The organism is Bacillus luti (assembly GCF_001884105.1).
Lineage (GTDB): Bacteria > Bacillota > Bacilli > Bacillales > Bacillaceae_G > Bacillus_A > Bacillus_A luti.
In genome coordinates, this window is the sequence record NZ_MACI01000024.1 from 18114 (window position 1) to 39843 (window position 21730).

General features: G+C 35.7%; 22 protein-coding genes and 1 pseudogene. 7 read left to right on the top strand and 16 right to left on the bottom strand.

Annotated elements, in window-relative coordinates; all coding sequences use genetic code 11:
* The first annotated feature begins 86 nt into the window (after positions 1 to 86).
* Positions 87 to 1067: a metal-dependent hydrolase gene (locus BAQ48_RS06425; RefSeq protein WP_071710442.1), complete on the top strand. Its 981-nt coding sequence runs from the start codon at positions 87 to 89 to the stop codon at positions 1065 to 1067.
* Positions 1068 to 1091: 24 nt separating this feature from the next.
* Here BAQ48_RS06425 and BAQ48_RS06430 read toward each other — a convergent pair whose 3' ends face one another.
* Positions 1092 to 1358, bottom strand: a complete 267-nt coding sequence (locus BAQ48_RS06430) for a YfhJ family protein (RefSeq protein WP_071710443.1) — start codon at positions 1356 to 1358, stop codon at positions 1092 to 1094.
* 122 nt (positions 1359 to 1480) lie between these two features.
* Between BAQ48_RS06430 and BAQ48_RS06435 the strand changes: the two genes are divergently transcribed.
* A complete protein-coding gene (locus BAQ48_RS06435; RefSeq protein WP_000517891.1) occupies positions 1481 to 1639 on the top strand; it encodes a small, acid-soluble spore protein K in 159 nt (52 codons plus the stop codon).
* Between the two features lie 42 nt (positions 1640 to 1681).
* Positions 1682 to 1834, top strand: coding sequence for a YpzG family protein (locus BAQ48_RS06440; RefSeq protein WP_000122093.1), 153 nt, complete (start codon positions 1682 to 1684; stop codon positions 1832 to 1834).
* Positions 1835 to 1898: 64 nt separating this feature from the next.
* On the opposite strand, the gene BAQ48_RS06445 is transcribed toward BAQ48_RS06440, so the two are convergent.
* Both BAQ48_RS06445 and recX read right to left on the bottom strand, forming a co-directional pair.
* The gene (locus BAQ48_RS06445) at positions 1899 to 2216 is read right to left on the bottom strand and encodes a YfhH family protein (protein ID WP_001057030.1); all 318 of its coding nucleotides are present in this window, start codon (positions 2214 to 2216) and stop codon (positions 1899 to 1901) included.
* Positions 2217 to 2225: 9 nt separating this feature from the next.
* Positions 2226 to 3038: a recombination regulator RecX gene (gene recX / locus BAQ48_RS06450; protein ID WP_071710444.1), complete on the bottom strand. Its 813-nt coding sequence runs from the start codon at positions 3036 to 3038 to the stop codon at positions 2226 to 2228.
* 81 nt (positions 3039 to 3119) lie between these two features.
* Between recX and BAQ48_RS06455 the strand changes: the two genes are divergently transcribed.
* The 4 genes from BAQ48_RS06455 to BAQ48_RS06470 all read left to right on the top strand — a co-directional run bounded on the left by BAQ48_RS06455 (position 3120) and on the right by BAQ48_RS06470 (position 6320).
* Positions 3120 to 4025: a TIGR01777 family oxidoreductase gene (locus tag BAQ48_RS06455; protein ID WP_071710445.1), complete on the top strand. Its 906-nt coding sequence runs from the start codon at positions 3120 to 3122 to the stop codon at positions 4023 to 4025.
* 135 nt (positions 4026 to 4160) lie between these two features.
* The gene (locus BAQ48_RS06460; protein ID WP_000698316.1) at positions 4161 to 5291 is read left to right on the top strand and encodes an amidohydrolase; all 1131 of its coding nucleotides are present in this window, start codon (positions 4161 to 4163) and stop codon (positions 5289 to 5291) included.
* A gap of 241 nt (positions 5292 to 5532) precedes the next feature.
* Positions 5533 to 6090 carry a GNAT family N-acetyltransferase gene (locus tag BAQ48_RS06465; RefSeq protein ID WP_000914737.1) on the top strand — a complete coding sequence of 186 codons (558 nt, stop codon included), beginning with the start codon at positions 5533 to 5535 and terminating at the stop codon, positions 6088 to 6090.
* 110 nt (positions 6091 to 6200) lie between these two features.
* Entirely contained in the window at positions 6201 to 6320 is a 120-nt protein-coding gene (locus BAQ48_RS06470) for a YfhE family protein (RefSeq protein WP_000358480.1), read from the top strand.
* 365 nt (positions 6321 to 6685) lie between these two features.
* Here BAQ48_RS06470 and BAQ48_RS06475 read toward each other — a convergent pair whose 3' ends face one another.
* From BAQ48_RS06475 to nagE, 13 genes and pseudogenes are all read right to left on the bottom strand, one after another.
* On the bottom strand, positions 6686 to 7852 hold the full coding sequence (locus BAQ48_RS06475; protein ID WP_071710446.1) for a diglucosyl diacylglycerol synthase: 1167 nt from the start codon (positions 7850 to 7852) through the stop codon (positions 6686 to 6688).
* Positions 7853 to 8264: 412 nt separating this feature from the next.
* On the bottom strand, positions 8265 to 8996 hold the full coding sequence (pflA, locus tag BAQ48_RS06480; protein ID WP_000238464.1) for a pyruvate formate-lyase-activating protein: 732 nt from the start codon (positions 8994 to 8996) through the stop codon (positions 8265 to 8267).
* A 68-nt stretch (positions 8997 to 9064) separates the two neighbouring features.
* Positions 9065 to 11314 (bottom strand): formate C-acetyltransferase, encoded by a 2250-nt coding sequence (gene pflB / locus BAQ48_RS06485; protein ID WP_071710447.1) that lies wholly within the window; start codon positions 11312 to 11314, stop codon positions 9065 to 9067.
* Between the two features lie 152 nt (positions 11315 to 11466).
* Positions 11467 to 11687, bottom strand: a pseudogene (locus BAQ48_RS28190) (hypothetical protein).
* Positions 11656 to 13200 (bottom strand): glycosyltransferase family 2 protein, encoded by a 1545-nt coding sequence (locus BAQ48_RS06490; protein ID WP_071710448.1) that lies wholly within the window; start codon positions 13198 to 13200, stop codon positions 11656 to 11658. Before BAQ48_RS06490 ends, BAQ48_RS28190 begins: the two are co-directional and overlap by 32 nt.
* On the bottom strand, positions 13193 to 14158 hold the full coding sequence (locus BAQ48_RS06495) for an NAD-dependent epimerase/dehydratase family protein (RefSeq protein ID WP_071710449.1): 966 nt from the start codon (positions 14156 to 14158) through the stop codon (positions 13193 to 13195). The genes BAQ48_RS06490 and BAQ48_RS06495 overlap by 8 nt, the downstream gene beginning before the upstream one ends.
* Positions 14155 to 15399, bottom strand: coding sequence for a nucleotide sugar dehydrogenase (locus tag BAQ48_RS06500; RefSeq protein WP_071710450.1), 1245 nt, complete (start codon positions 15397 to 15399; stop codon positions 14155 to 14157). The genes BAQ48_RS06495 and BAQ48_RS06500 overlap by 4 nt, the downstream gene beginning before the upstream one ends.
* Entirely contained in the window at positions 15389 to 16969 is a 1581-nt protein-coding gene (locus BAQ48_RS06505) for a glycosyltransferase family 2 protein (RefSeq protein ID WP_116758482.1), read from the bottom strand. The genes BAQ48_RS06500 and BAQ48_RS06505 overlap by 11 nt, the downstream gene beginning before the upstream one ends.
* Complete coding sequence (locus BAQ48_RS06510) at positions 16950 to 17144, bottom strand: hypothetical protein (protein ID WP_000899464.1); 195 nt, start codon at positions 17142 to 17144, stop codon at positions 16950 to 16952. The genes BAQ48_RS06505 and BAQ48_RS06510 overlap by 20 nt, the downstream gene beginning before the upstream one ends.
* A 16-nt stretch (positions 17145 to 17160) precedes the next feature.
* Positions 17161 to 17562, bottom strand: a complete 402-nt coding sequence (locus BAQ48_RS06515; RefSeq protein WP_071710451.1) for an LSm family protein — start codon at positions 17560 to 17562, stop codon at positions 17161 to 17163.
* A 170-nt stretch (positions 17563 to 17732) separates the two neighbouring features.
* A complete protein-coding gene (locus BAQ48_RS06520) occupies positions 17733 to 18548 on the bottom strand; it encodes a sugar ABC transporter ATP-binding protein (protein ID WP_071710452.1) in 816 nt (271 codons plus the stop codon).
* An 85-nt stretch (positions 18549 to 18633) separates the two neighbouring features.
* Positions 18634 to 19878 (bottom strand): serine hydrolase domain-containing protein, encoded by a 1245-nt coding sequence (locus tag BAQ48_RS06525; protein WP_071710453.1) that lies wholly within the window; start codon positions 19876 to 19878, stop codon positions 18634 to 18636.
* A 249-nt stretch (positions 19879 to 20127) separates the two neighbouring features.
* Complete coding sequence (gene nagE, locus BAQ48_RS06530) at positions 20128 to 21621, bottom strand: N-acetylglucosamine-specific PTS transporter subunit IIBC (protein ID WP_071710454.1); 1494 nt, start codon at positions 21619 to 21621, stop codon at positions 20128 to 20130.
* Positions 21622 to 21730 lie beyond the last annotated feature (109 nt).

Genomic DNA, 21730 nt, shown 5'->3' on the forward strand with positions numbered 1-21730 from the left:
GTAAGACGACATAGGAAATAGAAGGCAAAGGACTTGAGGTATCGAATAAAAAGAGTTACATTAATAAAAAACGGAGGTGGATTTCTATGGACACAGCCACTCACCTTGTTATGGGCGTTACTCTAGGCAGTTTGGCAACGTTAGATCCAGCCATAGCACAAAGTGATATTGGACCACAAGCAGTTATGCTTGCTACAATTGCCGGTTCCAATATTCCTGACATCGATACAGTTTTAAAATTACGTAATAACGCTAAATATATAAGAAATCATCGCGGGATTACTCATTCCATTCCAGCAGTGATTCTTTGGTCATTCCTTATAAGTGGCATCTCTTTCGCCTTCTTTTCGAACGCTCCATATCTTCATCTACTACTTTGGTCATTTATCGCCGTCTTTCTTCATGTCTTTGTAGATATTTTCAATGCTTATGGTACACAAGCATTACGGCCATTTACAAAAAAATGGGTAGCGCTCGGCATAATCAATACGTTTGATACTGTCATTTTCTTTATCCATATGCTTGCAATTGCTTGCATGCTCGTAGGTTCCCATAAAGGGTATACTGCCTTAGCAGCATATATATTGATGATTGTTTACTACATTGGACGAATTATGATGCACAGAAATATACGTAGCGTCGTATACAAACGTTTCAATAACGTTGAGAAGATAATCATTTCTCCTTCTTACCGATTTTATCATTACCATTTAGCAATCGTCACAAACGATTCTTACTACGTTGCTAGATGGCATCGTGGCAATATCATGATATACGATAAATTCGATCGAGTACCGTTCCCAGATAATGCTATTATGCGCGCCGCTAAACAAGATGAAAACATCTCAGCATTCCTATCTTTCTCCCCTGTATATCGCTGGGATATTTTCGATTACGATCATTATTACGAAGTGCGATTCATTGATTTGCGATATCGAAGTAAAGATTATTATCCATTCGTCGCAATCGTTCAGCTCGATCACAATTTGAATATTATTAGTTCCTATACAGGATGGATTTTTAGTGAAGAAAAACTTCGAAAGAAGCTGGATTTACTTCCCCATTAAAAAAAGCGACTTAAGTCGCTTTTTTTAATGTTTTAAATGATCTTCTTGATTAATTAAATGACTATACTTCGGATTATTTGTACGCATTTCATGAAGACGCGCTCCATGATTATTAATCCATGTTCGTACCACTTGTTCAGTCATTTCATCACCTTGGTAACGACCTGATTTCGCATAAGTTGTTTGAAAATCTTCCCACAGTAATTCAACCCATGCACGAGCTTGTCCGTAAGAGAGCATGTCATTCTTGTCTAATAACTCTTTCGTTAATGTTTCATAAATATCATTCATATCCTAATCTCCTTTTACCTATTTATCCCTTCATTTCTAAAGGATAGTTTCTTCTATTTTGCACATTCTATAAGTGATACTTCTTAAAGAGGTATCAACTGATGATGAGGAGGGCGTTCGCAATGGGTAAACAAGCCGAATTTTGGTCTGAGTCAAAAAACAACAGCAAAATCGATGGTCAACCGAAAGCGAAATCACGCTTCGCTTCGAAACGACCTAACGGCACAATTAACACGCACCCACAAGAACGTATGCGTGCTGCAAATCAGCAGGAAGAGTAGTACAAATTAAATTAAATTAACTTCCTACACGAGGTGATAAAGATGAGCTACCGTGATCGTTTAGATAGTCGTTCTGAATTATTTAACCATACGTGGACTCGTCCGAAACATGCAAAAGCGCAAGTTAACGGACAGACGCAACAGACCCAGTCTCTCATTATATTGGCAAACGAATGTAAAAAACGCCAATTTTAGATTCTCCTATCTCCTTTAACGCCTACCAAAGATGAAAACCAGAGAGATATTCGCTCTCTGGTTTTTATTTTTCTTGCAATAAAGAAATTGGTATTCCAATCTCTTCATTATCATTTTGCTTATGTCCCCAAGCAAATACCCCATTGAAATACGTAATTTCAAATAATATACCAGGTTCTTCTACTAATTCATACGTCTCACCAATATGAAATTTGTTTATATCAGTCATATAAGCACGAGCCATTGCCATCTTTCTCATTAATACATCGAATTCATTCACAATTCCAAGTTGCTCAGCCTTTATTGCTTGCTCCTTCAGAACCCCAATTTCTTCCCTTAGCTCATGTGGTGTCATTTCACTGTAGCGTTTTGGCATATTCATCTTATTCCCTCATCCCTCTTCACGTTTCAATTGCAAAAATATCTCTATCTCATCAATAGAGAATCCTTTTCGATATAGCGCTTGTTTCATCTTATTTTCGAATGTCCATCCGTCATACTTCTTATATTTCTCATAATATTTATTCCCATGATAGTGTAACGCTTCTTGTTGCTTTTCGTCATCTTTTTCGTCTTTTAATTCTTCCAAACAAATTTGAATTACATCTCTAGAATATCCTTTACGAACAAGCATCTCGTCTAACTTTAGCTTCATTTGTAAAAAAGAATGCTTTTGATAAGATTTTTTCTTCTTTTCTATAAGAGATAAAGCATTCTCAATTTGCTTCTCCTTCGGATATTCTTGCAAACTATGCGTAATAATTAAATCCTGAACACCCTTATTTAACAACTCTCTTTTAATAACAGTTGGGCCTTTTCTGTTCACATTACTTTGCGTTCGCGTATATAAAATGGCGTACTCTTTATCATTAATATATCGGTCATGTAATAATTTCGAAACGACTTCAGAGATGATGGCCTGTCCCACTTCTTTTTTTCGTAAAAAGTCTTCTATTTCTTGTTTCGTTCTCATTTGATAGGATAAATAAGAGATTGCTTGTAAATATGCTTTTTGTACCTCTTCATTGTACAAAATATTTCCTAACGCTATTTCATCAATTTCTAAGCCCTTTTGTAATCCGTGTTTGAATAAGATTACTTCATTCACACTAAACCCGTACTCTTCACCTTGACCTTTATCAATATAAATATTAAACCGTTCTTTCGATCGTTTTTGTACTTCTATTTTTGTAATGACAGCCATACTCTCACCTCTCTATTATTTTAACATAGTCAAGGAACGTTTTTGCTTTTCAAGAATATATATAATGAGGAGGAAATAATTGTGAGAATCGCAATTTCTGGTGGTACCGGCTTTATCGGTAAATACCTTTCTACTTTTTTTATTCAAAAAGGATATACGGTTTACATTCTTACTCGTAAAAAAACTACTGAAACTTCATCTCCTAATCTTCAATACGTACAATGGACACCGGATTTACACACTTTTCCACTCTCCTCTATCGATGTAGTTATTAATTTAGCTGGAGAATCTATTAATAGTAGATGGACAAAGAAACAAAAAGAAGCAATTTTAAACAGTAGAATTCAAACAGCAAAAGGACTCATTAAACAATTACAAACACTCACTGCGAAACCCCACACATTCATTAACGCAAGCGCTATTGGATATTATGGAACATCTGAAACTGAAACTTTTACAGAACAGCACGAGGCTCCTGGAAATGATTTTTTAGCAAATACGGTATATTTGTGGGAGCAAGAAGCATCTAAAGCCCGTTCTCTTGGAATAAGAACAATCTACACCAGACTTGGAGTCGTATTAGGTGCAGACGGAGGAGCCCTTCCAAAAATGTTAATTCCCTATCAATTCTATATCGGCGGTACCGTTGGATCTGGAAATCAATGGTTATCATGGGTTCATATAGACGATGTCGTTCGTATGATTGATTTCATCATACACAAAGAAGAAATTGACGGGCCTTTTAATATTACAGCTCCCCAGCCTATAAGAATGAAGGAATTCGGCGAAACCATTGCCACTGTAATAGAAAAACCTCATTGGCTACCTGTCCCTTCATTTATACTTCAAGCTTTACTTGGTGAGATGAGTATACTTGTACTAGAAGGGCAGCATGTATTACCTATTAAAGCAATTGAACATGGGTATCAATACACATTTCCAACAGTAAACCATGCATTACAAAATATACTTTCGCATACAATGTAGTACTTCTAAAATACAGTTTTACAGGGAGTCTATCCCCTGCCAAACTTTCATTTTCTAGAATTCGGAGCATTACTACACAAATAACCTTCCAGTTACATTCCATTAATATTGTAAAGTAACAGAAATGGGGTACCTATGAAGATATTGCTCAAACAAGCCATTGTATATCCTATTACATCCCAAAAGTTTCAAGGCGATGTGCTTGTTACAGGAGAACGAATTACCGAGGTCAAACCTTTTATTCAGCCTACTCAAGATATGACCATTATAGATGCACGAGCTCTTCATCTCTTACCTGGATTTATTGATGTCCATACTCATCTTGGTCTCTATGATGAAGGAACTGGTTGGGCTGGAAATGATGCAAATGAAACATCTGAAGTTTCAACACCACATATCCGTTCTTTAGACGGAATCCACCCTTTTGATATTGCCTTTCAAGACGCTGTACAAAATGGAATTACAACTGTCCACGTTATGCCTGGAAGTCAAAATATTATCGGGGGCACTACTTGTGTAATAAAAACAGCTGGAACTTGTATTGATCATATGATTATTCAAGAACCTGCTGGTTTAAAGATTGCCTTTGGAGAAAACCCTAAAAAGGTCCATAGTAATGGAACAAAAGAATCGATAACACGTATGGGGATTATGGGGTTACTTCGGGAATCATTTTATGAAGCACAGCACTACGGGCATGAAGCTGACTTTCGAATGCTCCCTATTTTAAAAGCATTACGCCGCGAAATACCCGTACGTATCCACGCTCACCGAGCAGATGATATTAGTTCTGCTCTACGCTTTGCAACAGAATTCAATCTTGATTTACGTATTGAACACTGTACAGAAGGACACTTTATTGTTGAAGAACTTGCGAAACACAACTTGAAGGTTTCAGTTGGTCCCACTCTTACACGCCGTTCTAAAATCGAATTAAAAAACAAAACATGGGATACTTACCACATATTATCAAAAAACGGAGTGGAAGTTTCTATAACAACAGATCACCCCTATACACCCATTCAATATTTAAATGTGTGTGCCGCTGTCGCAGTAAGGGAAGGGTTAGACGAAAAAACTGCATTGGAGGGCATCACTATATTCCCAGCGCGAAATTTGCGTTTAGAGGATAGAATTGGAAGCATTGAGGTTGGAAAAGACGCTGATCTCGTGTTATGGACTCACCATCCTTTCCATTATTTAGCCAAGCCTGTACTAACTATGATTGATGGAAAAATAATTTACAAAAAAAATAAAAAAAACTAGTTTATTTTTTTGACTAGATAAAGTATTATACGATTATAAACTGAATGAAACCATAATCAATTTGTGTCGTGATTATCATTTTCAAATTGATGAATGGGGAAGGCAAATGGTGCGCCACCAGCGTTATAGACTGGTTCTAGTGGGTTCGATTCCCACCCCGAAATTTTTTAAAGATTGATATAAAAATTTCGAGGGTGGGGTGTTTTTTCGTCATGCTACCCTCGTGTGAGGAGGAGTTAGTATGTTGAAAAAACGCGACTTACACGACAGCCACGTTCTATACGAGTTAATGGTGGATCCAGCTGTCTTCCCTTTTGTGCGTCAAAAGGCTTATTCTTATGAAGAATATTTATTTTTAACGAAACAAACAATTGAAGCTGAAGAGCGCGGAGAGTTAATTTCACGCACAATTTTAGATGAGTGGGGTAACCCCATCGGAACAATTACTTTATTTGATGTGCAAGAAAAAGCCGGATTCCTTGGAACGTGGCTTGGCAAACCTTACCACGGAAAAGGATATAACAAATTGGCGAAAGATTCATTTTTCAGCGAACTTTTCTATGAATTAGATATTGAAACAATCTTTATGCGTATTCGCAAAATAAATATTCGTTCTATTAAAGCTGCAGAAAAACTGCAATATGTAAATCTAGCAAACGAAACAAGAAAAGCTGTTTATGATGAAATTAACGCGAATGAAGAAGTATATAACTTGTACGAAATTCCAAAAGATCAATATACGCTTGCTACAATGCGCGATACAACATTCCAAGATGCTCACCAATTAAAAGAAGCATAATCTAAATTTTTAGAAAAAATAATTAATCATTAACATTTTGTCATATACGTATATCGCCCCATGTCTTTGGAAACGATAGATAGTGACTTTAAGACACGAGGTGATTTGTAATGGATAAAAAGAAACGTGACAAAGCAAAAAATGCATTATCTAGTACACAAGAAGTTCTTTACCAACGAGAATTTCGTAAAGCAGATCGCGCAGCGGGTTATCGCTCGAAAAGTATTTAAAGTGAGAATGAATAATTAGAAGTTCTCCCCCCTAATTATTCATTCTCATTACATATTTTTTCTACGTGATAGAGTAGAAAAAAGGTTCCTTATAAATAAGGAACCTTTTTTATGTGGATAACGTTATCCACATATTTTATAGAATTGTGAATAAATTCTGTAAACCCTTCACAAATTTATATATTGTACTAGCTATCAAACGTTAGAATTGTGGATATTTTTCTGAAAACTGTGGACAATGTGGATATAGTTGTTAATATTCCGACTTTACTGTTTAATGAAAGCGTAATCCCCATTGTGGATAAGTTACTATTCCATCTAAAAAACAAAAAACCCTCTTTAAACATATAAAAGAGGGTTTCATATTAAGTAAACGACTCTGCAAGAGCAGGTGATTTAATTGGTATATGATTCGGTTCTGCATGATTTTCTGCCAAAATTGCATCCACAATATGACCGGCTGGCTCCGGACGATAAATACCTTTCATTGCTTCTTTCATTTGGAGCAGCTTCATATCGTCTTGTAACAACGCCTCAGTTTTTGCAAAAACCTCACTATCATCACGAATGACAACTGCAGCTCCTTTTCTTTCAAAGTACATCGCATTTTCATTTTCTTGTCCTGGAACAGGCTTATATAAAATGACAGGTACTTGCAACGCTGCTGCTTCGCTTAACGTAATACCGCCTGGCTTCGTAATCATACAAGAAGTAATACGGAATAATTCATCAATGTTTTCAACGTAACCAAATACTTTTAATGCATCCGAATTTTCTTCCTGCAGCTCTAATAAATCTTGTTTTAAAGCTTCATTTTTCCCACAAACGACAACTACTTGTAAATTAGGTACTGACATAAATGACTGGCATAGTTCTTTGACACTCCCTAACACCCCATGAGCACCTGCTACAATTAGTAAAATCTTTTTATTTTTACATAACTGATATTTATTATATATAATGTCTGGATTTATCTTTAACTCAAAACTGCTACGAATCGGGATGCCCGTCTCAACAATTTGTTCTGCCGGCACACCAATATCAATCATAACTTTTTTCACATGATCAGTTGCTACAAAATAACGATCTACTTCCCGGTGAATCCATATTTTGTGCACACAAAAATCCGTTAATACGTTATAAACAGGAATTGAAATACCTGTTTGCTTTTTTAACTCTGGTACAGCTATGATTGGAAAGGTATTAATCACAATATCCGGTTTCTCTGCTTGTAAAAGTGATTTCAAACGTTTTCTTCCAAAATTCGCATACCAAGATGCTATTTTCTTATCATAAATTTTTTCTACACCGTAATAAAACAAGCGATATAATTCTTTTCCTATTGTATAACTTTTTAAATATAAGTATTTTGTAATATCGGTTATAACTGGATGTGATTCTCCAAACAAATCGCATACAATTACATCTTCGATTCCTTTTTGGCGAAATGTTTGTTCTAATGTTTTCGCTACTTGCACATGACCGTTACCGTAATGTGCAGTTAATATTAAAACCTTGGGGTTTTTTATCAAACAAATCCACTCCTAGCTTATTGTTTCTCCATATTGCATATACGACAATAGGAAAAACATTTTCCTTAAAAACTACATAAACAGATTCTAATATTTCACTTTCAGCTATGTACCTGTCGTGGATATGCAAAGCATATAAGATTGACCCCTTAATCCTATCTGTGCTCATATCTTTACATTATACTTTCCTATAAGAGCTTTCGCAATAACTTACAAGTGTTCTCTATTCCATGATACTCACTCTTTTACTTCTTAATTCTTTTTACTATTTTGATTTCCCTTTACAATTATGTAAATTTCTCCACTTATTCCTTACAAAAATATGGATATTCTATTTTCAGTATACTCTTTTCAATATATATACTCTAGGTTTTATTGTAAAGAAAGCAAAAAGCCTAACCCAATATTTGGATTAGACTGCTTGTAAAATATGTTTCGCTTCTTCTACATTTTTTTCAGTAGGTGGTTCCACATTTGCAAGTGGATATTTATGTCCAAGCGCCTCCCATTTGTATACACCAAGCTTATGATATGGTAGCACTTCAACTTTCTGAACATTAGACAGACTTTGAATAAAGCTAGATAATTTTTGTAGATCCTCTTCATTATCAGTAATACCAGGAACTAATACATGTCGCACCCAAATCGGTTTATTTTTATCCGATAAATAACGAGCAAATTGTAAAATATGTTCATTCGGTTTTCCTGTTAATTTACGATGCTTTTTGGAATCAATATGTTTCAAATCCAATAAAACTAAATCTGTATAATCCATTAATATATCTAGCTTATTTTGAAATTCTGGTTCCTCAGAATAACAACCACCAGAAGAATCGATTGTTGTATGGATACCAGCCTCTTTACACTTCTTAAACAACTCAATTAAAAAGTCTAGCTGTAATAGCGGCTCTCCACCACTAACTGTTATACCGCCTCCGGAAGCTTCAATAAAAGGAAGGTAACATGTCACATCCTGCATTACTTCTTCGACTGTTATTTCTTTTCCCTTACCTATCTCCCACGTATCAGCATTATGACAATATTGACAACGTAATAAACACCCTTGTGTAAATATGACATAACGAATCCCTGGGCCATCAACAGTACCACAAGACTCTACAGAATGAATTCTTCCTTTTACCATGTTACTTCCTCCTTTATTGAAACAGCCCCCTCTGCTATTTACAACAAGCAGAGGGATGCTTTTTTCACTTACATGCTTTCATGCATTGTACGGTTAATTACATCAATTTGTTGTTCACGAGTTAATTTAATAAAGTTAACAGCGTAACCAGATACACGAATTGTTAATTGTGGATATTTTTCAGGGTGCTCCATCGCATCCATTAATGTTTCACGATTAAATACGTTAATATTTAAATGGTGTCCTTCTTTTATTGCGTATCCATCAAGCATAGATACTAAGTTACGTACTTGTACATCATCTTCTTTACCAAGTGCTTTTGGAATAATAGAGAATGTATTAGAAATACCATCTTGTGCATCTTCATATGGTAATTTTGCTACAGATAATAGTGAAGCTAATGCACCTTTTGTATCACGACCATGCATTGGGTTCGCACCTGGTGCAAATGGTTCTCCAGTACGACGACCATCTGGAGTGTTACCAGTTTTCTTGCCGTATACAACGTTAGATGTGATTGTTAAGATTGACATTGTATGAACAGAATTTCTGTATGTTTTATGCTTACGAAGCTTGTTCATAAATGTTTTCACAAGCTTTACAGCAATTTCATCTACACGGTCGTCATTGTTACCGTATTTAGGGAAATCTCCTTCGATTTCAAAGTCAACTGCAATACCGTTTTCATCGCGGATTGGTTTTACTTTTGCGTGTTTAATTGCACTTAAAGAGTCTGCTACTACAGATAGACCCGCGATACCTGTTGCCATTGTACGAAGAACATTTGTATCATGAAGTGCCATTTCAATACGTTCGTAGCTATATTTATCGTGCATGTAGTGGATAACATTTAATGTGTTTAAATATAGACCCGCTAACCATTCCATTGTCATATCAAACTTATGCATAACTTCTTCATAATCTAATACTTCAGAAGTAATCGGTGCGTACTCTGGACCAACTTGCGCTTTAGATTTTTCATCTTTACCGCCGTTAATCGCATATAGTAATGCTTTTGCTAAGTTTGCACGTGCGCCAAAGAACTGCATTTGTTTACCAATTCTCATTGCAGATACACAACAAGCAATTCCGTAGTCATCGCCGTAGTCAGCACGCATAATGTCATCATTTTCATATTGAATTGCTGATGTTTTAATAGACATTTTCGCACAGTAGTTTTTAAAGTTCTGTGGTAATTGTTTAGACCAAAGAACTGTTAAGTTTGGTTCTGGAGCTGGTCCTAAATTATCTAATGTATGCAAGAAACGGAATGAGTTCTTTGTTACTAATGGACGACCGTCTAAAGCAATACCACCGATAGATTCAGTTACCCAAGTTGGGTCACCAGAGAATAGTTCATTATAATCAGGTGTTCTTGCGAATTTAACAAGACGTAATTTCATAATGAAATGGTCAACAATTTCTTGCGCTGCTTCTTCTGTTAAAGTACCATTTGCTAAATCTCTTTCAATGTAAATATCTAAGAATGTAGAAGTACGTCCAAGGCTCATTGCTGCCCCATTTTGCTCTTTAATTGCTGCAAGATATGCAAAGTATAACCATTGGAACGCCTCTTGTGCATTTGTAGCTGGCTTAGAAATATCGAATCCATGAGAAGCAGCCATCTGTTTTAATTCTTGAAGTGCACGCATTTGCTCAGATAACTCTTCGCGTAAACGCATTGTATCTTCGCTCATTACACCGCCTGTTAAATTAAAATCAGCTTTTTTCGCTTCAATTAGATGATCTATACCATATAACGCTACGCGGCGATAGTCACCAATAATACGTCCACGTCCGTATGCATCTGGAAGGCCAGTAATAACACCTGATTTACGAGCCGCTTTCATTTCTGGTGTGTATGCATCAAATACACCTTGATTATGCGTTTTACGCCAGTCTCTGAAAATACTGCTAAGTTCTTTATCCATTTCATATCCATACGCTTCACAAGCTTGTTCCGCCATACGAATACCACCATATGGTTGTAAAGAGCGTTTAAATGGTTTATCAGTTTGGAAACCGACTACTTTTTCAATATCTTTATTTAAATATCCTGGATCATGTGATGTAATAGAAGAAACGATTTTTGTATCCATATCAAGAACGCCACCGTTTTCACGCTCTTTCGTTGTTAAATCCATTACTTGATCCCAAAGTTGTTTCGTTGCTTCAGTTGCTCCCGCTAAGAAAGATTCCTCTCCTTCGTAAACGTTTACATTATTTAAAATGAAATCGCGAACATCAATCTCTGCTTTCCATTTTTCACCTTTAAAGTTTTCCCACGCATTTTTTACATTTTCTAATACTTGAGTCATCCTAATCTCCTCCATTTTTGATTAGTACAGGACTAAGATTTTTTATATAACAGCTTACACACTTAGAATACTACTTTTTTACGAAGGTGAACGAAATAGTTGTGACATGTTTGTGAAATGTTGAGCAAACTACTATACACATAGTGTTAACTTCATTTAAAAGTCTTTAAAATTACCCCTTTCCTTAATTGTATTTTTTTGGTATTCTTATATACGAGTCCTATTTTGTAATATAAGAACAATACCCATTGTAGATCTGTAATACTCTTATCTCCTAATCTGTTATAGTTTTTATAACAGAGCAAAAAAGTGTACATATGTTGTACACTTTTTTTGTTATCCTATAAAACATCTCTTTTTCTATTTCCATCATGGAACCCACCACGACTATCTGTTAATACAATTAATTGCTCTAACCCTTCTATATGATCTCCAATAATTCGGATTACAGCTGGTGGATGACCTATTTTTGCAAAATGTTCACTAAGGCGAATGCGGTTCATCTTATCGACCTCAACACGACTTACACATGCAATTTCAAATCCTGAAAGAATGGCTTTCACCTGCGCCACGCATGGTGCCAGTAAAGACCTATACCCAATTGCATTCAAACACGTCCGACTAAACGCATTAGGTACTGCAATAAGCGATCCTACACCTAAATCTTTTCTATCGCAAGCTAAATTTAATGCATATTTAAATGCAGTTACAAGATGAAGTGGTACTCTTAAATCTAAATAATGATCTAGATCATTTAATGAGACATCTGTTCCATCTGCAATAGCTTTCGCAAAAGGATAGAGCTCACTCGCTGGAATAACAAAATCACCGTCTATAAATAATACAATTTCTCCTTTTGCAAAATACGTTCCAAGTGCGCGCCCCACATCGTTTCCAAGCGCTTCTTTATATACAATTGTCGTTGCTCCCTTGTCTTTAGCAATGGTTGCCGTTTTATCTGACGAACCATTTACAACAACGATGATTTCAAAAGGTTCAATTTTGCGCAGCTCTTCTATAACGGTTCCAATTGTTTTCTCTTCATCTTGTACGGGAATAATTACAGATAATTGTTTCCCTTTATATAACTTAGATGTAACACCCCATCCTTGATGAAAATCTTCAAAATCTAACGTATGATAAACACTATCTCTTTTCCTATTCCCATCATAATATCCTCCGCGCTCATCACTGCCTACTATTCGCTCTGCTACAGCTTCTATATGATCACCTATCATTCGTTTTTCAGATTGAGAAAGACCGGTACCATATGCAGCATGCTCAGTCGGCCGAAATTTATTCGGCGTAATAACATCGATTGCACAATGGCGACTAATTCTCCATTTACTTTGTGCTATGCGCAAATGAGCCACAATAGGATTAACCAAGCATTCATATCCAATACTTTGAACGACTTCTTTCGTCAGTGCATGAGGCACAGATAATACAGAATCAATTTTTAATTCTTCACGCTCTAACAGCGCATTTAATATTTGCCGCCATACTGTAATGGAATGTGGTTTTTGTTTCTTTAAAAACAATGCGTCCAAATTATTTAAAACGATGTCGGTCTGATCATATAAAATTGGATTAAGAAATAATTGTAATTTTGAAGTTGGAATAGCAAAATCTCCATCTATAAATAGTAATACATCACCTATCGCATGTTTTGCACCGACTGCACGTCCAACGTCGTTTCCAAGTAGCTCTGTATACTTGATTACTTTACATCCTAAACGATCAGCAACCTCTTCTGTACTATCATTACAACCATTTACTACTACAATAATTTCTACTGGGTTTAATGGTTTTACCGATTGAATAACATCTGAAATTGTTTCCCCTTCATTACATACAGGTATAATAACCGATAGCGACTTAACCATTATTTTCTTCACGAAACCATTTAATAGTTTCTTTCAATCCTTGTTCCCACGTTACTGTCGCTTGAAATTGAGCGAGTTCTCTTAACTTCGTTACATCTGGTCTTCTATTTGGGATTTCTTCAAAGCCATGTGGATATACTTCTTCAAAGGGAACTTGTACAATTTTCGAGGAAGATTTCGTTAGTTTTTTAATTACTTCTGCTACTTCTTTTATATTCTTTTCATTCTCAGAACCTATATTAATAATCTCACCATTTACCTTCTCATCCATTGCCCGAATCGTTGCCTCTACCGCATCACTTACATACGTAAAGCAGCGTGTCTGTTTCCCATCTCCATATACGAGAATATCTTCACCTTGCAGTGCCGCATAGATAAATCGTGGGATTACCCCTGCGTATGGACCATCTTTCGCCCTTGGACCATAAATATTAAAATAACGAACAATCGTTACAGGTAAGCCTTCTAATGCGTATCCTAAACATAATGTTTCTTCTAATGTTTTACAAACTGCATAACTCCAACGTATTTTAGAAGTTGCCCCATATAATCGATCCCCTTCTTCAGAGAAAGGCGGCTTGCCCTTACCATATACTTCTGAAGTAGACGCAAAGACTACTTTCTTCTTTCCTTTTAATGCTGCTTGTAAAATATTTCTCGTTCCATCAAAATTCGTTTCAATGAGCTCTATACTTTTTTCCATTGTTGTTTTCACACCTAAAATTGCCGCTAAATGAAACACTACATCATGTTGATTTACTAATTCGTAAATAGAATTTTTATCTAAAACACTGATTGGAATAACCGGAATCTCTTTCATTAGCTCATTATGATACTTATTTTTCCCTTTATAGAAGTTATCCACAATCGTAACTTCATAACCTCTTTTCACCAACTCTTCAGCTAAATGAGATCCAATAAATCCGGCCCCACCTGTAATTAAACATTTCTGACTCATGCACTCACCTTCTTTACAATTCCGCGTGTATCTATTACTCGCTTCATTCCTTTAAAAAGCTTCCAATCTATATTCGAGTGATCAGTTAAAATTAAAATACACGCTGCCTCTTTAACTGTTTTCTCATCCAAGGAAACAGATTGATACACCTTATCTCCAATTTCGGCAGAAGAAATATATGGATCATGGTATTTTATCTCGTATCCTTCTTTTATTAATAATTGAATAATTGGTAACGCCGGTGATTCTCTCAAATCATTTACATCTTTCTTATACGCAATTCCTACAATTAAAACTTTTGTAGGTGATTGCACCATGTCTTTTACTTTCCGGACTATTTTCTCTGGCATTTCTTCATTAATTACATGTGCAGCCTCAATTAATTGGCTAATTTCCCCGTTCTTTTTTATTCTCCATTGAAAATATAAGGGGTCTACTGGAATACAATGTCCTCCTATCCCTGGTCCCGGCCAATATGAGGTAAATCCAAATGGTTTTGTAGAGGCAGCTTCAAGTGCCTCATAAAAATCAATTCCTAAACTTTCACATAGGGTGTTTAACTCATTTACTAAGGAAATATTGACTAAGCGCTGAATATTTTCAAATAACTTACACATCTCTGCCACCTTTGGAGAACTAACCGGAACAACTACATCAAATATAGTGCTATACAAATCCTGTACTTTTTGCTTACACTTTTCTGTTTGCCCACTAATAACTTTTGGAATCGTTTGAACTGAATATTGACTATTGGCTGGATCAATTCTCTCTGGGGAATATCCAATATAGAAATCTTCTCCTACTTTTTGGCCTGCTTGAGAAATAATAGGAATAATAACTTCTTCAAGTGTGCCTGGATATGTGGAGCTTTCGAAAATGAAGGTTTGTCCTTTTTGAAGATTTTTTTCTATATAATGGGAAGCTGAAATGAGAGCACTTAAATCTGGTTCTCTTCGTTCATTAATTGGGGTTGGGACAGTCACAATAACATAATCACTAGTTTGGAACTCAGTAACACCTTTATCTGGTGTATTTACTATTAAGCTATTTTTCGTTAATAACCGCTGTAAATCTTTAGAAGAAACATCTGGAATATAACTTTCTCCTTTTATAATTGACTCTACTTTTCTAGTATCTTTATCTAGTCCAAGTACTGTATATCCTCTTTCTGCAAAATGGACCGCTAATGGCAGGCCAACATATCCTAATCCAATAATAGCTACTTTACTACTAGCATTCATCTATATTCTTTTCTTCCTTTCTCAATCGTTGAATAATATCTCTATCCCGCTCTCCATCTGTAAAACTCCCGCGTTCGTCTGTATATTGTAATAGATAAGCAATTGCCTCAAGTTGATCACCAAAAATACGGTCAAATGCTGGAATACGTCCATTTACAAATCCATGTTGTTCTGGGCGTACTCGATTTGTTTTTATAACATCTACAAATTCAACTGCTATAATAGAAAATCCCTCCAAAATAGCTTTCATTTGCGCTAATGGTGGGATAATGAGAGAGTCATATCCTATTTTCTCTATTACCTTCTTATGCATAGCATGCGGCACTGCTGTTAATGAGTTATTCCATAAATCTGGTCGTTTCGCTACCAAATTCACAAAATATTTTCCCATACTGATTGGGTCTGCGGGATGGAATATATCTAATAAACATTGCAAATCATTTAATGCCACATCGCTTCCATCTTCAATAGCACGCAAAAATGGAACTAGTTTTTTTGCCGGAATAGCAAAATCACCATCAACGAATAAACAAATATCTGCCGTAGCATGCATGGCACCTATCGCCCGTGCTACATTATGTCCAAGCGCCTTCGTAAATTCAAGAACAATAACATTCTCTGACTTCGCTTGTTCAATTGTCGCTCCATCGGCTCCATTCGCAACAACTATAATTTCATCTACTCCTGCTTTTTTCACTTCTTGTATAACAGATCTTATAGTCATTTTTTCTTCTGATACTGGTATAACCGCACTATATTTCGCTTTTCCCTTTTGCAATAAAACTGGTTTATACTTCCCTATAAACTCTCTATCCCTGTTTCCCTCCGAAAAACCGCCGCGTTTACCGTATGTTTCGATTACGTATTGCAGAGCACGTAAATGATCCCCCATAATACGACTAGTCGCTTTCGGATAAGGAGAACCAGGTGATGTACCAGTATGAACAGGACGAACTTTATTTGTGTGAATTACATCGACCGAAGCCATATCGACAATATCTACTCCTCTAGACATCGCCATCGCTTGAAATAATGCTGGATTTGCTAAATTCCACCATCCAAGCGTCTGAATAACTTCCCTACTCATCGCATGTGGAATTGCGATTAAAGATCCAACAACAAGCTCTTTCTTATTCAAATAACGATTCAACATACATTTTCCAACTGTCGTATAATGTGGTCTCATCTTTAAATAAACAGACCATGTTAAATTATTCACAACAATTTGATGACCTTGCTGAATTCCTTTTACGAAACGTTGTAGCTCTTTACTATCAATAACGATGTCACCATCTAAAAACAATACAATTTCACCTTTTGCTTCTCTAGCTCCAATTGCCCGCCCAACATCATTGCCAAGAGAATGTTTATAATGAATCACACGGCAATGATGTTGTAACGCTATTTCTTTCGTTCCATCTGTTGATCCATTATCAACTACGATAATTTCATACGGTTCAAGTTTCTCCACTTCTACTAAAACTTGTGATAAAGTACTTGCTTCATTGTGCGCTGGAATAACAACTGATACTCTCATATTTGTATCACTCTTACCCTTCCAAGCGAACATAAGCAATAATAGGTGTACGCACAACTACATCCTCTGGTGGGCCATAAGAAGGAGAAGTACGAACAATAACTGCCCCATCCGTTACAGATAAAAGAATGCCTGCAACGATTTCTACAGCTGTCACAACTTGCACTAACTCACCAACATGGTCACGCAATTCATCAGTAAATAACATATATAACTCTCCTCCCTTACACTTCTTTAATTGATATAATACTTGTAAATGGTAATAAAACTTCAGTTCCTATTCCTTCTTGCAGCGTTAAAAAATCGTCACCAACTGCTACAATTACACCAGTTAACTGGCCAACTGTCACAGTAATTTCTACGTTTTTACCTAAATACTGCTGTGCAATTTCTTTAAACGGTGATGTATTACATTCTTTTAAAATGTTACAAATAATGGATTGAAATTGACTAGATTTTATAAATTCTTCTGTAGCTTGCTTAGAGTTTCTTTGAATAAATCTGGCGAAGTTTTGTGAAAATAAAAGCCGTTCCACAGCAGGCATTAACTTATCATCTAAAAAATAATTTAATTGTCTATTAAACAATCGGGATAATTTATGCCAATATTTTCTGAACAGACACATATGCTTCTCCTCCTATTATTTTTTACAGTATAAAAATTTACATCCATACATCTTAATGTATACAAAGCAGACTTTTTTTGTGATAGGTAAGGCATACATTTTTCAAAGAAACAATCTTTTCTAATCACATAAAAAAGATAGATGGTATCCCATCTATCTTTTTATATATTTTAATTTTTAATTGTAATTATGGCAGAAACGCTGTAATAAACAGCTCGTGGTAATTCTGCCTGTTCACTTATAGAGGCTGTAACAAGTGAACCACCACTTGCCGAAAAATACTTAACAGCTTCTAACGGAATACCATCTTCTTTCACATCAATATGTGTTCCATCTCGCCAGTTTATTTTCTGCATTGTTGCTGAAAGATCCCCAGTCACTTTACCAAATGCTTTACCATCCACCCCTAAAAAGATCCATTCCCACTTTGTTAAACTTAGTACTTGTTTCAACTCTCCAATTTTCTTTCCATCTACATTCGAAAAAATATAAAAGTTGCGTACTCCCGTCTTCTTTTGAACATGCAACAATCTTTCTCCCGAATGATTATATAAATAAAATTGTTGCTTATGTAGTCCCTTAAAAAGAAAAGAAAGTACAGCTTGCCATACACGTTGAATAACAAAATCATACTCTTCTTTTAAAAAACCTACTGTATTTCCATCTAATCCAAAGTACGTTATTACTTGAAATACCCCTACCTCTTTACGAACAACAAATTTTTGTTGCTCAAATAACTCAGAAGTCTCTCTATTATAAATTTCCTGTTTGAGCATTTTTGATCTTCGTTTTTCTATAAAACTATATATTAATAATCCAAATGCCGGTAGTACAACACCTATTAATTTTAAATTTTCTTTCTCCGAAGTGAATAGCATCCCTTTTTTATATTCCATCACTAGTCCAATTGCAACGATAATCCATGCAATGACAGATACAAAAAAAATACGTTTCGCATTACGTGCGTGATGCTTATGTATACTCATACCCCTCCCCCTTTTCCATTTTTTTCATTATCTCATTGCACATACACTTCCTCAATAAAAAAGACTATCCAAAAAGGATAGCCTCTTACACTTCAATATTTCGCAACATCGTATAAATGTCGTTATTCACTTTACCAAACGATTTAATGTTGTTTTGAATGTTAGATAATAAAACGACATAAACACTTCCGTTTTTACTAAATCCATTTAAGCAATTCCATCCTGGCATTACACCGTGATTCGAATAACTTCCTGGATCTACATACCAGCCAAATCCGTAATCTTTTTTGACGGCTGTAAACATTTGATCGTAACTCTCTTTCGAAATTAATTTTCCAGAGAATAGCGCTTCATTAAATAAATATAAATCATGTGCACTCGTATATATATCACCACAACCATATAGTTGTGACATACTTGGAATATTAGGTGTTGTCATATTGTTATTTACGATTTTATAACCCGTTGATGGGAACCTTGTTTGCTCTAACTCTTTACCGAAACCAGAATGTTTCATACCCGCAGTAGCAAAAATATGTTGTTTAATATATTCTTCTAACGGTTGTCCACTTACCTTCTCAGCGATGTAGGCAAGTATCGAATAGTTCGAATCGGAATACTTCCATTTCTCTCCTGGACTCCCAATACGCTTTTGCTTTCCTATTCGTTTTATTAATTCCTCATGAGAAATATCCTCTGTTCCTTGCTCATATTCAGGAATTCCTGATGTATGTGTTAATAAATGTTTTAACTGTATACCACTACCTTGCGGGAAATCTGGAATATACTTTGCAACCGTATCTTCTACGTTTAATTTATTTTGATCTTTTAATTGCATAATAGCAGTCGCTACAAATGCCTTCGAAATAGAACCAATATAGAAAGTTGTTTCCGAATTATTCGGTACTTGCTTCTCTTTATTCGCCATACCATACCCTTTATTCAAAAGAACTTTCCCGTTCTTCACAATAACAGCTGTCCCGCTAAATCCTGCATTTTGTAAATATTGATCCAATTGAGCGTTTTCATTAATTTCTTGAGGTGGTCCCTCAGCAGGCTGTTCCACAGCTTGCGCTTGCTTCACTTGTTCTTCCTGCTCTTTTTGTTTTTGTGCTTCTTGCTTCTTTTTTTCTTCTTCTTTCTTTTTTACATCTTCTTGTTTTTTCATTTCTGCTGCAGCTTTTAAAGTTGCTTCTTTCTTATTATGCGCAACAATTTTTGTATACATGAAATATACAATTGAAAATAGTAAGACGAGAATGATTGTTCTTTTTATGTATACAATCGGCCGACGTGCTTTTCCATTCACATTATTTCTTTCCTGATCCATGACTGCTTTTTTCCCCTTATTTACCGATAATTTAATTCCACTACACAAGATTTTTCATAGATTCGTGACACTCTATTCTATGTCATCCCTACTTTATCACGCACTGAACAGATTACCAACCTATATGTACAAAAAAGAAAAAGAAAATTTACAAAAGTAAGATTCCCGTTAAATTCTTAACATAAAAAAAGGATACCCTCTAAAAAACTGATGTTATCAGTCTTTTGGGATATCCTCTCATCTCACGATTTATACGTGTTTTTTCATATCATCGGCAACAGATTCAACATTTGTACCTACGATAACTTGTACACTTGTATTACTTAATTTCATAACACCTTTTGCACCCGCACGTTTTAATGCTGCTTCGTTTACTTGACCAGCATCTTTTACTTGTAAGCGCAGACGTGTTGCACAGTTATCAATAACTGTTAAGTTTTCTTTTCCGCCTAAAGCTAATACGTAAGTTTCACCAATTGAACCTGCAACTGGTGCATCTCCATCTTCAGCTAACTCATCGTCATCTTCACGACCAGGAGTTTTTAGATCAAACTTCTTAATTAAGAAGTAGAATACTACAAAGTAAATTGCTGCGTAAATTAAACCGATTCCTGCTAGTAACAATGGTTTTGTTGCAATACCGAAGTTTAAGAAGTAATCGATTGCCCCGGCACTAAATGAGAAACCATCGTGAATGCCAAGAGTTGTTGTAATAAATAGAGACAGACCTGTTAATACAGCATGAATACCATATAATACTGGTGATAAGAACATGAATGAGAATTCAATTGGTTCTGTAATACCAGTTAAGAATGAAGTTAATGCTAGACCACCTAACATACCTGTAACCATTTTACGTTTTTCTGGTTTAGCAGCTGCAATCATTGCGAAACATGCTGCTGGTAAACCGAACATCATGATTGGGAAGAAACCAGTCATAAACATACCCGCTGATGGATCTTTTGCAAAGAATCGTGCAATATCACCATGAACGATATCGCCAGCTGCATTTGTAAAGTCACCAAGTACGAACCAGAAGTATGTGTTCATTACGTGGTGTAAACCGATTGGAATTAATAAACGGTTTAATAATCCGAATAAACCAGCACCAATTGAACCTAAGTTCACGATACCGTGTGCTACTGCATCAATACCACTTTGAATTGTTGGCCAAATTTGACCGAATACTAATCCTAAAAGAAGCATTACGATTGAAGTAATGATTGGTACGAAACGTTTTCCTGCAAAGAATCCTAACCATTCTGGTAGTTTAATCTTATGGAATTTGTTGTATAGTAAACCAGCAACAACCCCTGCAATAATACCACCGAGTATGGCCATATTAATTTTCGGCGTTAACGCCGCTGCTTTTGAAACCTTTGTCATTGTATCTGCTAATTTAGTTGGATCTACTGAACCGACTAAATCTTGAACACTTTTTAATTTATCATTTAACTCTGCTGCTGAATATGTCTTACTTAGAGCATTCGTTGTATTTTGTAAAACAAGATATCCGATTGCTCCGGCAAGTCCAGCTGCTCCACTACCGTCAATAGACAAACCGATTGCAACACCAATTGCAAAAATAAGTGCTAAATTATCAAAAATTGCTGCACCGGCCTGTGCCATAACAGGAATGTTAAATACATCATCTTGTCCTAAACGAAGCAATAATCCTGCTGCTGGTAGTACGGCGATTGGAAGCATCAATGCTTTACCAATACGTTGTAGAAACTGCAACATTTTAATTCCCCCTATCAAATTTATGAAATCGTTATCATTATAAGTACGCCTTAGAAAACGCTTTCTATTTACATAACAATAATAACATATAGTTGTATAGATGTGTAGT

Bases quoted from the DNA above. Each gene is read 5' to 3' on its own strand.
- BAQ48_RS06490 (WP_071710448.1), bottom strand. From the start codon at position 13,200: ATGGTTAAGTCGCTATCGGTTATTATACCTGTATGTAATGAAGGGGAA.
- nagE (WP_071710454.1), bottom strand. From the start codon at position 21,621: ATGTTGCAGTTTCTACAACGTATTGGTAAAGCATTGATGCTTCCAATC.
- BAQ48_RS06430 (WP_071710443.1), bottom strand. From the start codon at position 1,358: ATGAATGATATTTATGAAACATTAACGAAAGAGTTATTAGACAAGAAT.
- BAQ48_RS06495 (WP_071710449.1), bottom strand. From the start codon at position 14,158: ATGAGTCAGAAATGTTTAATTACAGGTGGGGCCGGATTTATTGGATCT.
- BAQ48_RS06525 (WP_071710453.1), bottom strand. From the start codon at position 19,878: ATGGATCAGGAAAGAAATAATGTGAATGGAAAAGCACGTCGGCCGATT.
- BAQ48_RS06445 (WP_001057030.1), bottom strand. From the start codon at position 2,216: ATGAATATGCCAAAACGCTACAGTGAAATGACACCACATGAGCTAAGG.
- BAQ48_RS06470 (WP_000358480.1), top strand. From the start codon at position 6,201: ATGGATAAAAAGAAACGTGACAAAGCAAAAAATGCATTATCTAGTACA.
- pflA (WP_000238464.1), bottom strand. From the start codon at position 8,996: ATGGTAAAAGGAAGAATTCATTCTGTAGAGTCTTGTGGTACTGTTGAT.
- BAQ48_RS06505 (WP_116758482.1), bottom strand. From the start codon at position 16,969: ATGTTCGCTTGGAAGGGTAAGAGTGATACAAATATGAGAGTATCAGTT.
- BAQ48_RS06520 (WP_071710452.1), bottom strand. From the start codon at position 18,548: ATGAGTATACATAAGCATCACGCACGTAATGCGAAACGTATTTTTTTT.
- pflB (WP_071710447.1), bottom strand. From the start codon at position 11,314: ATGACTCAAGTATTAGAAAATGTAAAAAATGCGTGGGAAAACTTTAAA.
- BAQ48_RS06510 (WP_000899464.1), bottom strand. From the start codon at position 17,144: ATGTTATTTACTGATGAATTGCGTGACCATGTTGGTGAGTTAGTGCAA.
- BAQ48_RS06515 (WP_071710451.1), bottom strand. From the start codon at position 17,562: ATGTGTCTGTTCAGAAAATATTGGCATAAATTATCCCGATTGTTTAAT.
- BAQ48_RS06465 (WP_000914737.1), top strand. From the start codon at position 5,533: ATGTTGAAAAAACGCGACTTACACGACAGCCACGTTCTATACGAGTTA.
- BAQ48_RS06500 (WP_071710450.1), bottom strand. From the start codon at position 15,399: ATGAATGCTAGTAGTAAAGTAGCTATTATTGGATTAGGATATGTTGGC.
- recX (WP_071710444.1), bottom strand. From the start codon at position 3,038: ATGGCTGTCATTACAAAAATAGAAGTACAAAAACGATCGAAAGAACGG.
- BAQ48_RS06425 (WP_071710442.1), top strand. From the start codon at position 87: ATGGACACAGCCACTCACCTTGTTATGGGCGTTACTCTAGGCAGTTTG.
- BAQ48_RS06440 (WP_000122093.1), top strand. From the start codon at position 1,682: ATGAGCTACCGTGATCGTTTAGATAGTCGTTCTGAATTATTTAACCAT.
- BAQ48_RS06460 (WP_000698316.1), top strand. From the start codon at position 4,161: ATGAAGATATTGCTCAAACAAGCCATTGTATATCCTATTACATCCCAA.
- BAQ48_RS06435 (WP_000517891.1), top strand. From the start codon at position 1,481: ATGGGTAAACAAGCCGAATTTTGGTCTGAGTCAAAAAACAACAGCAAA.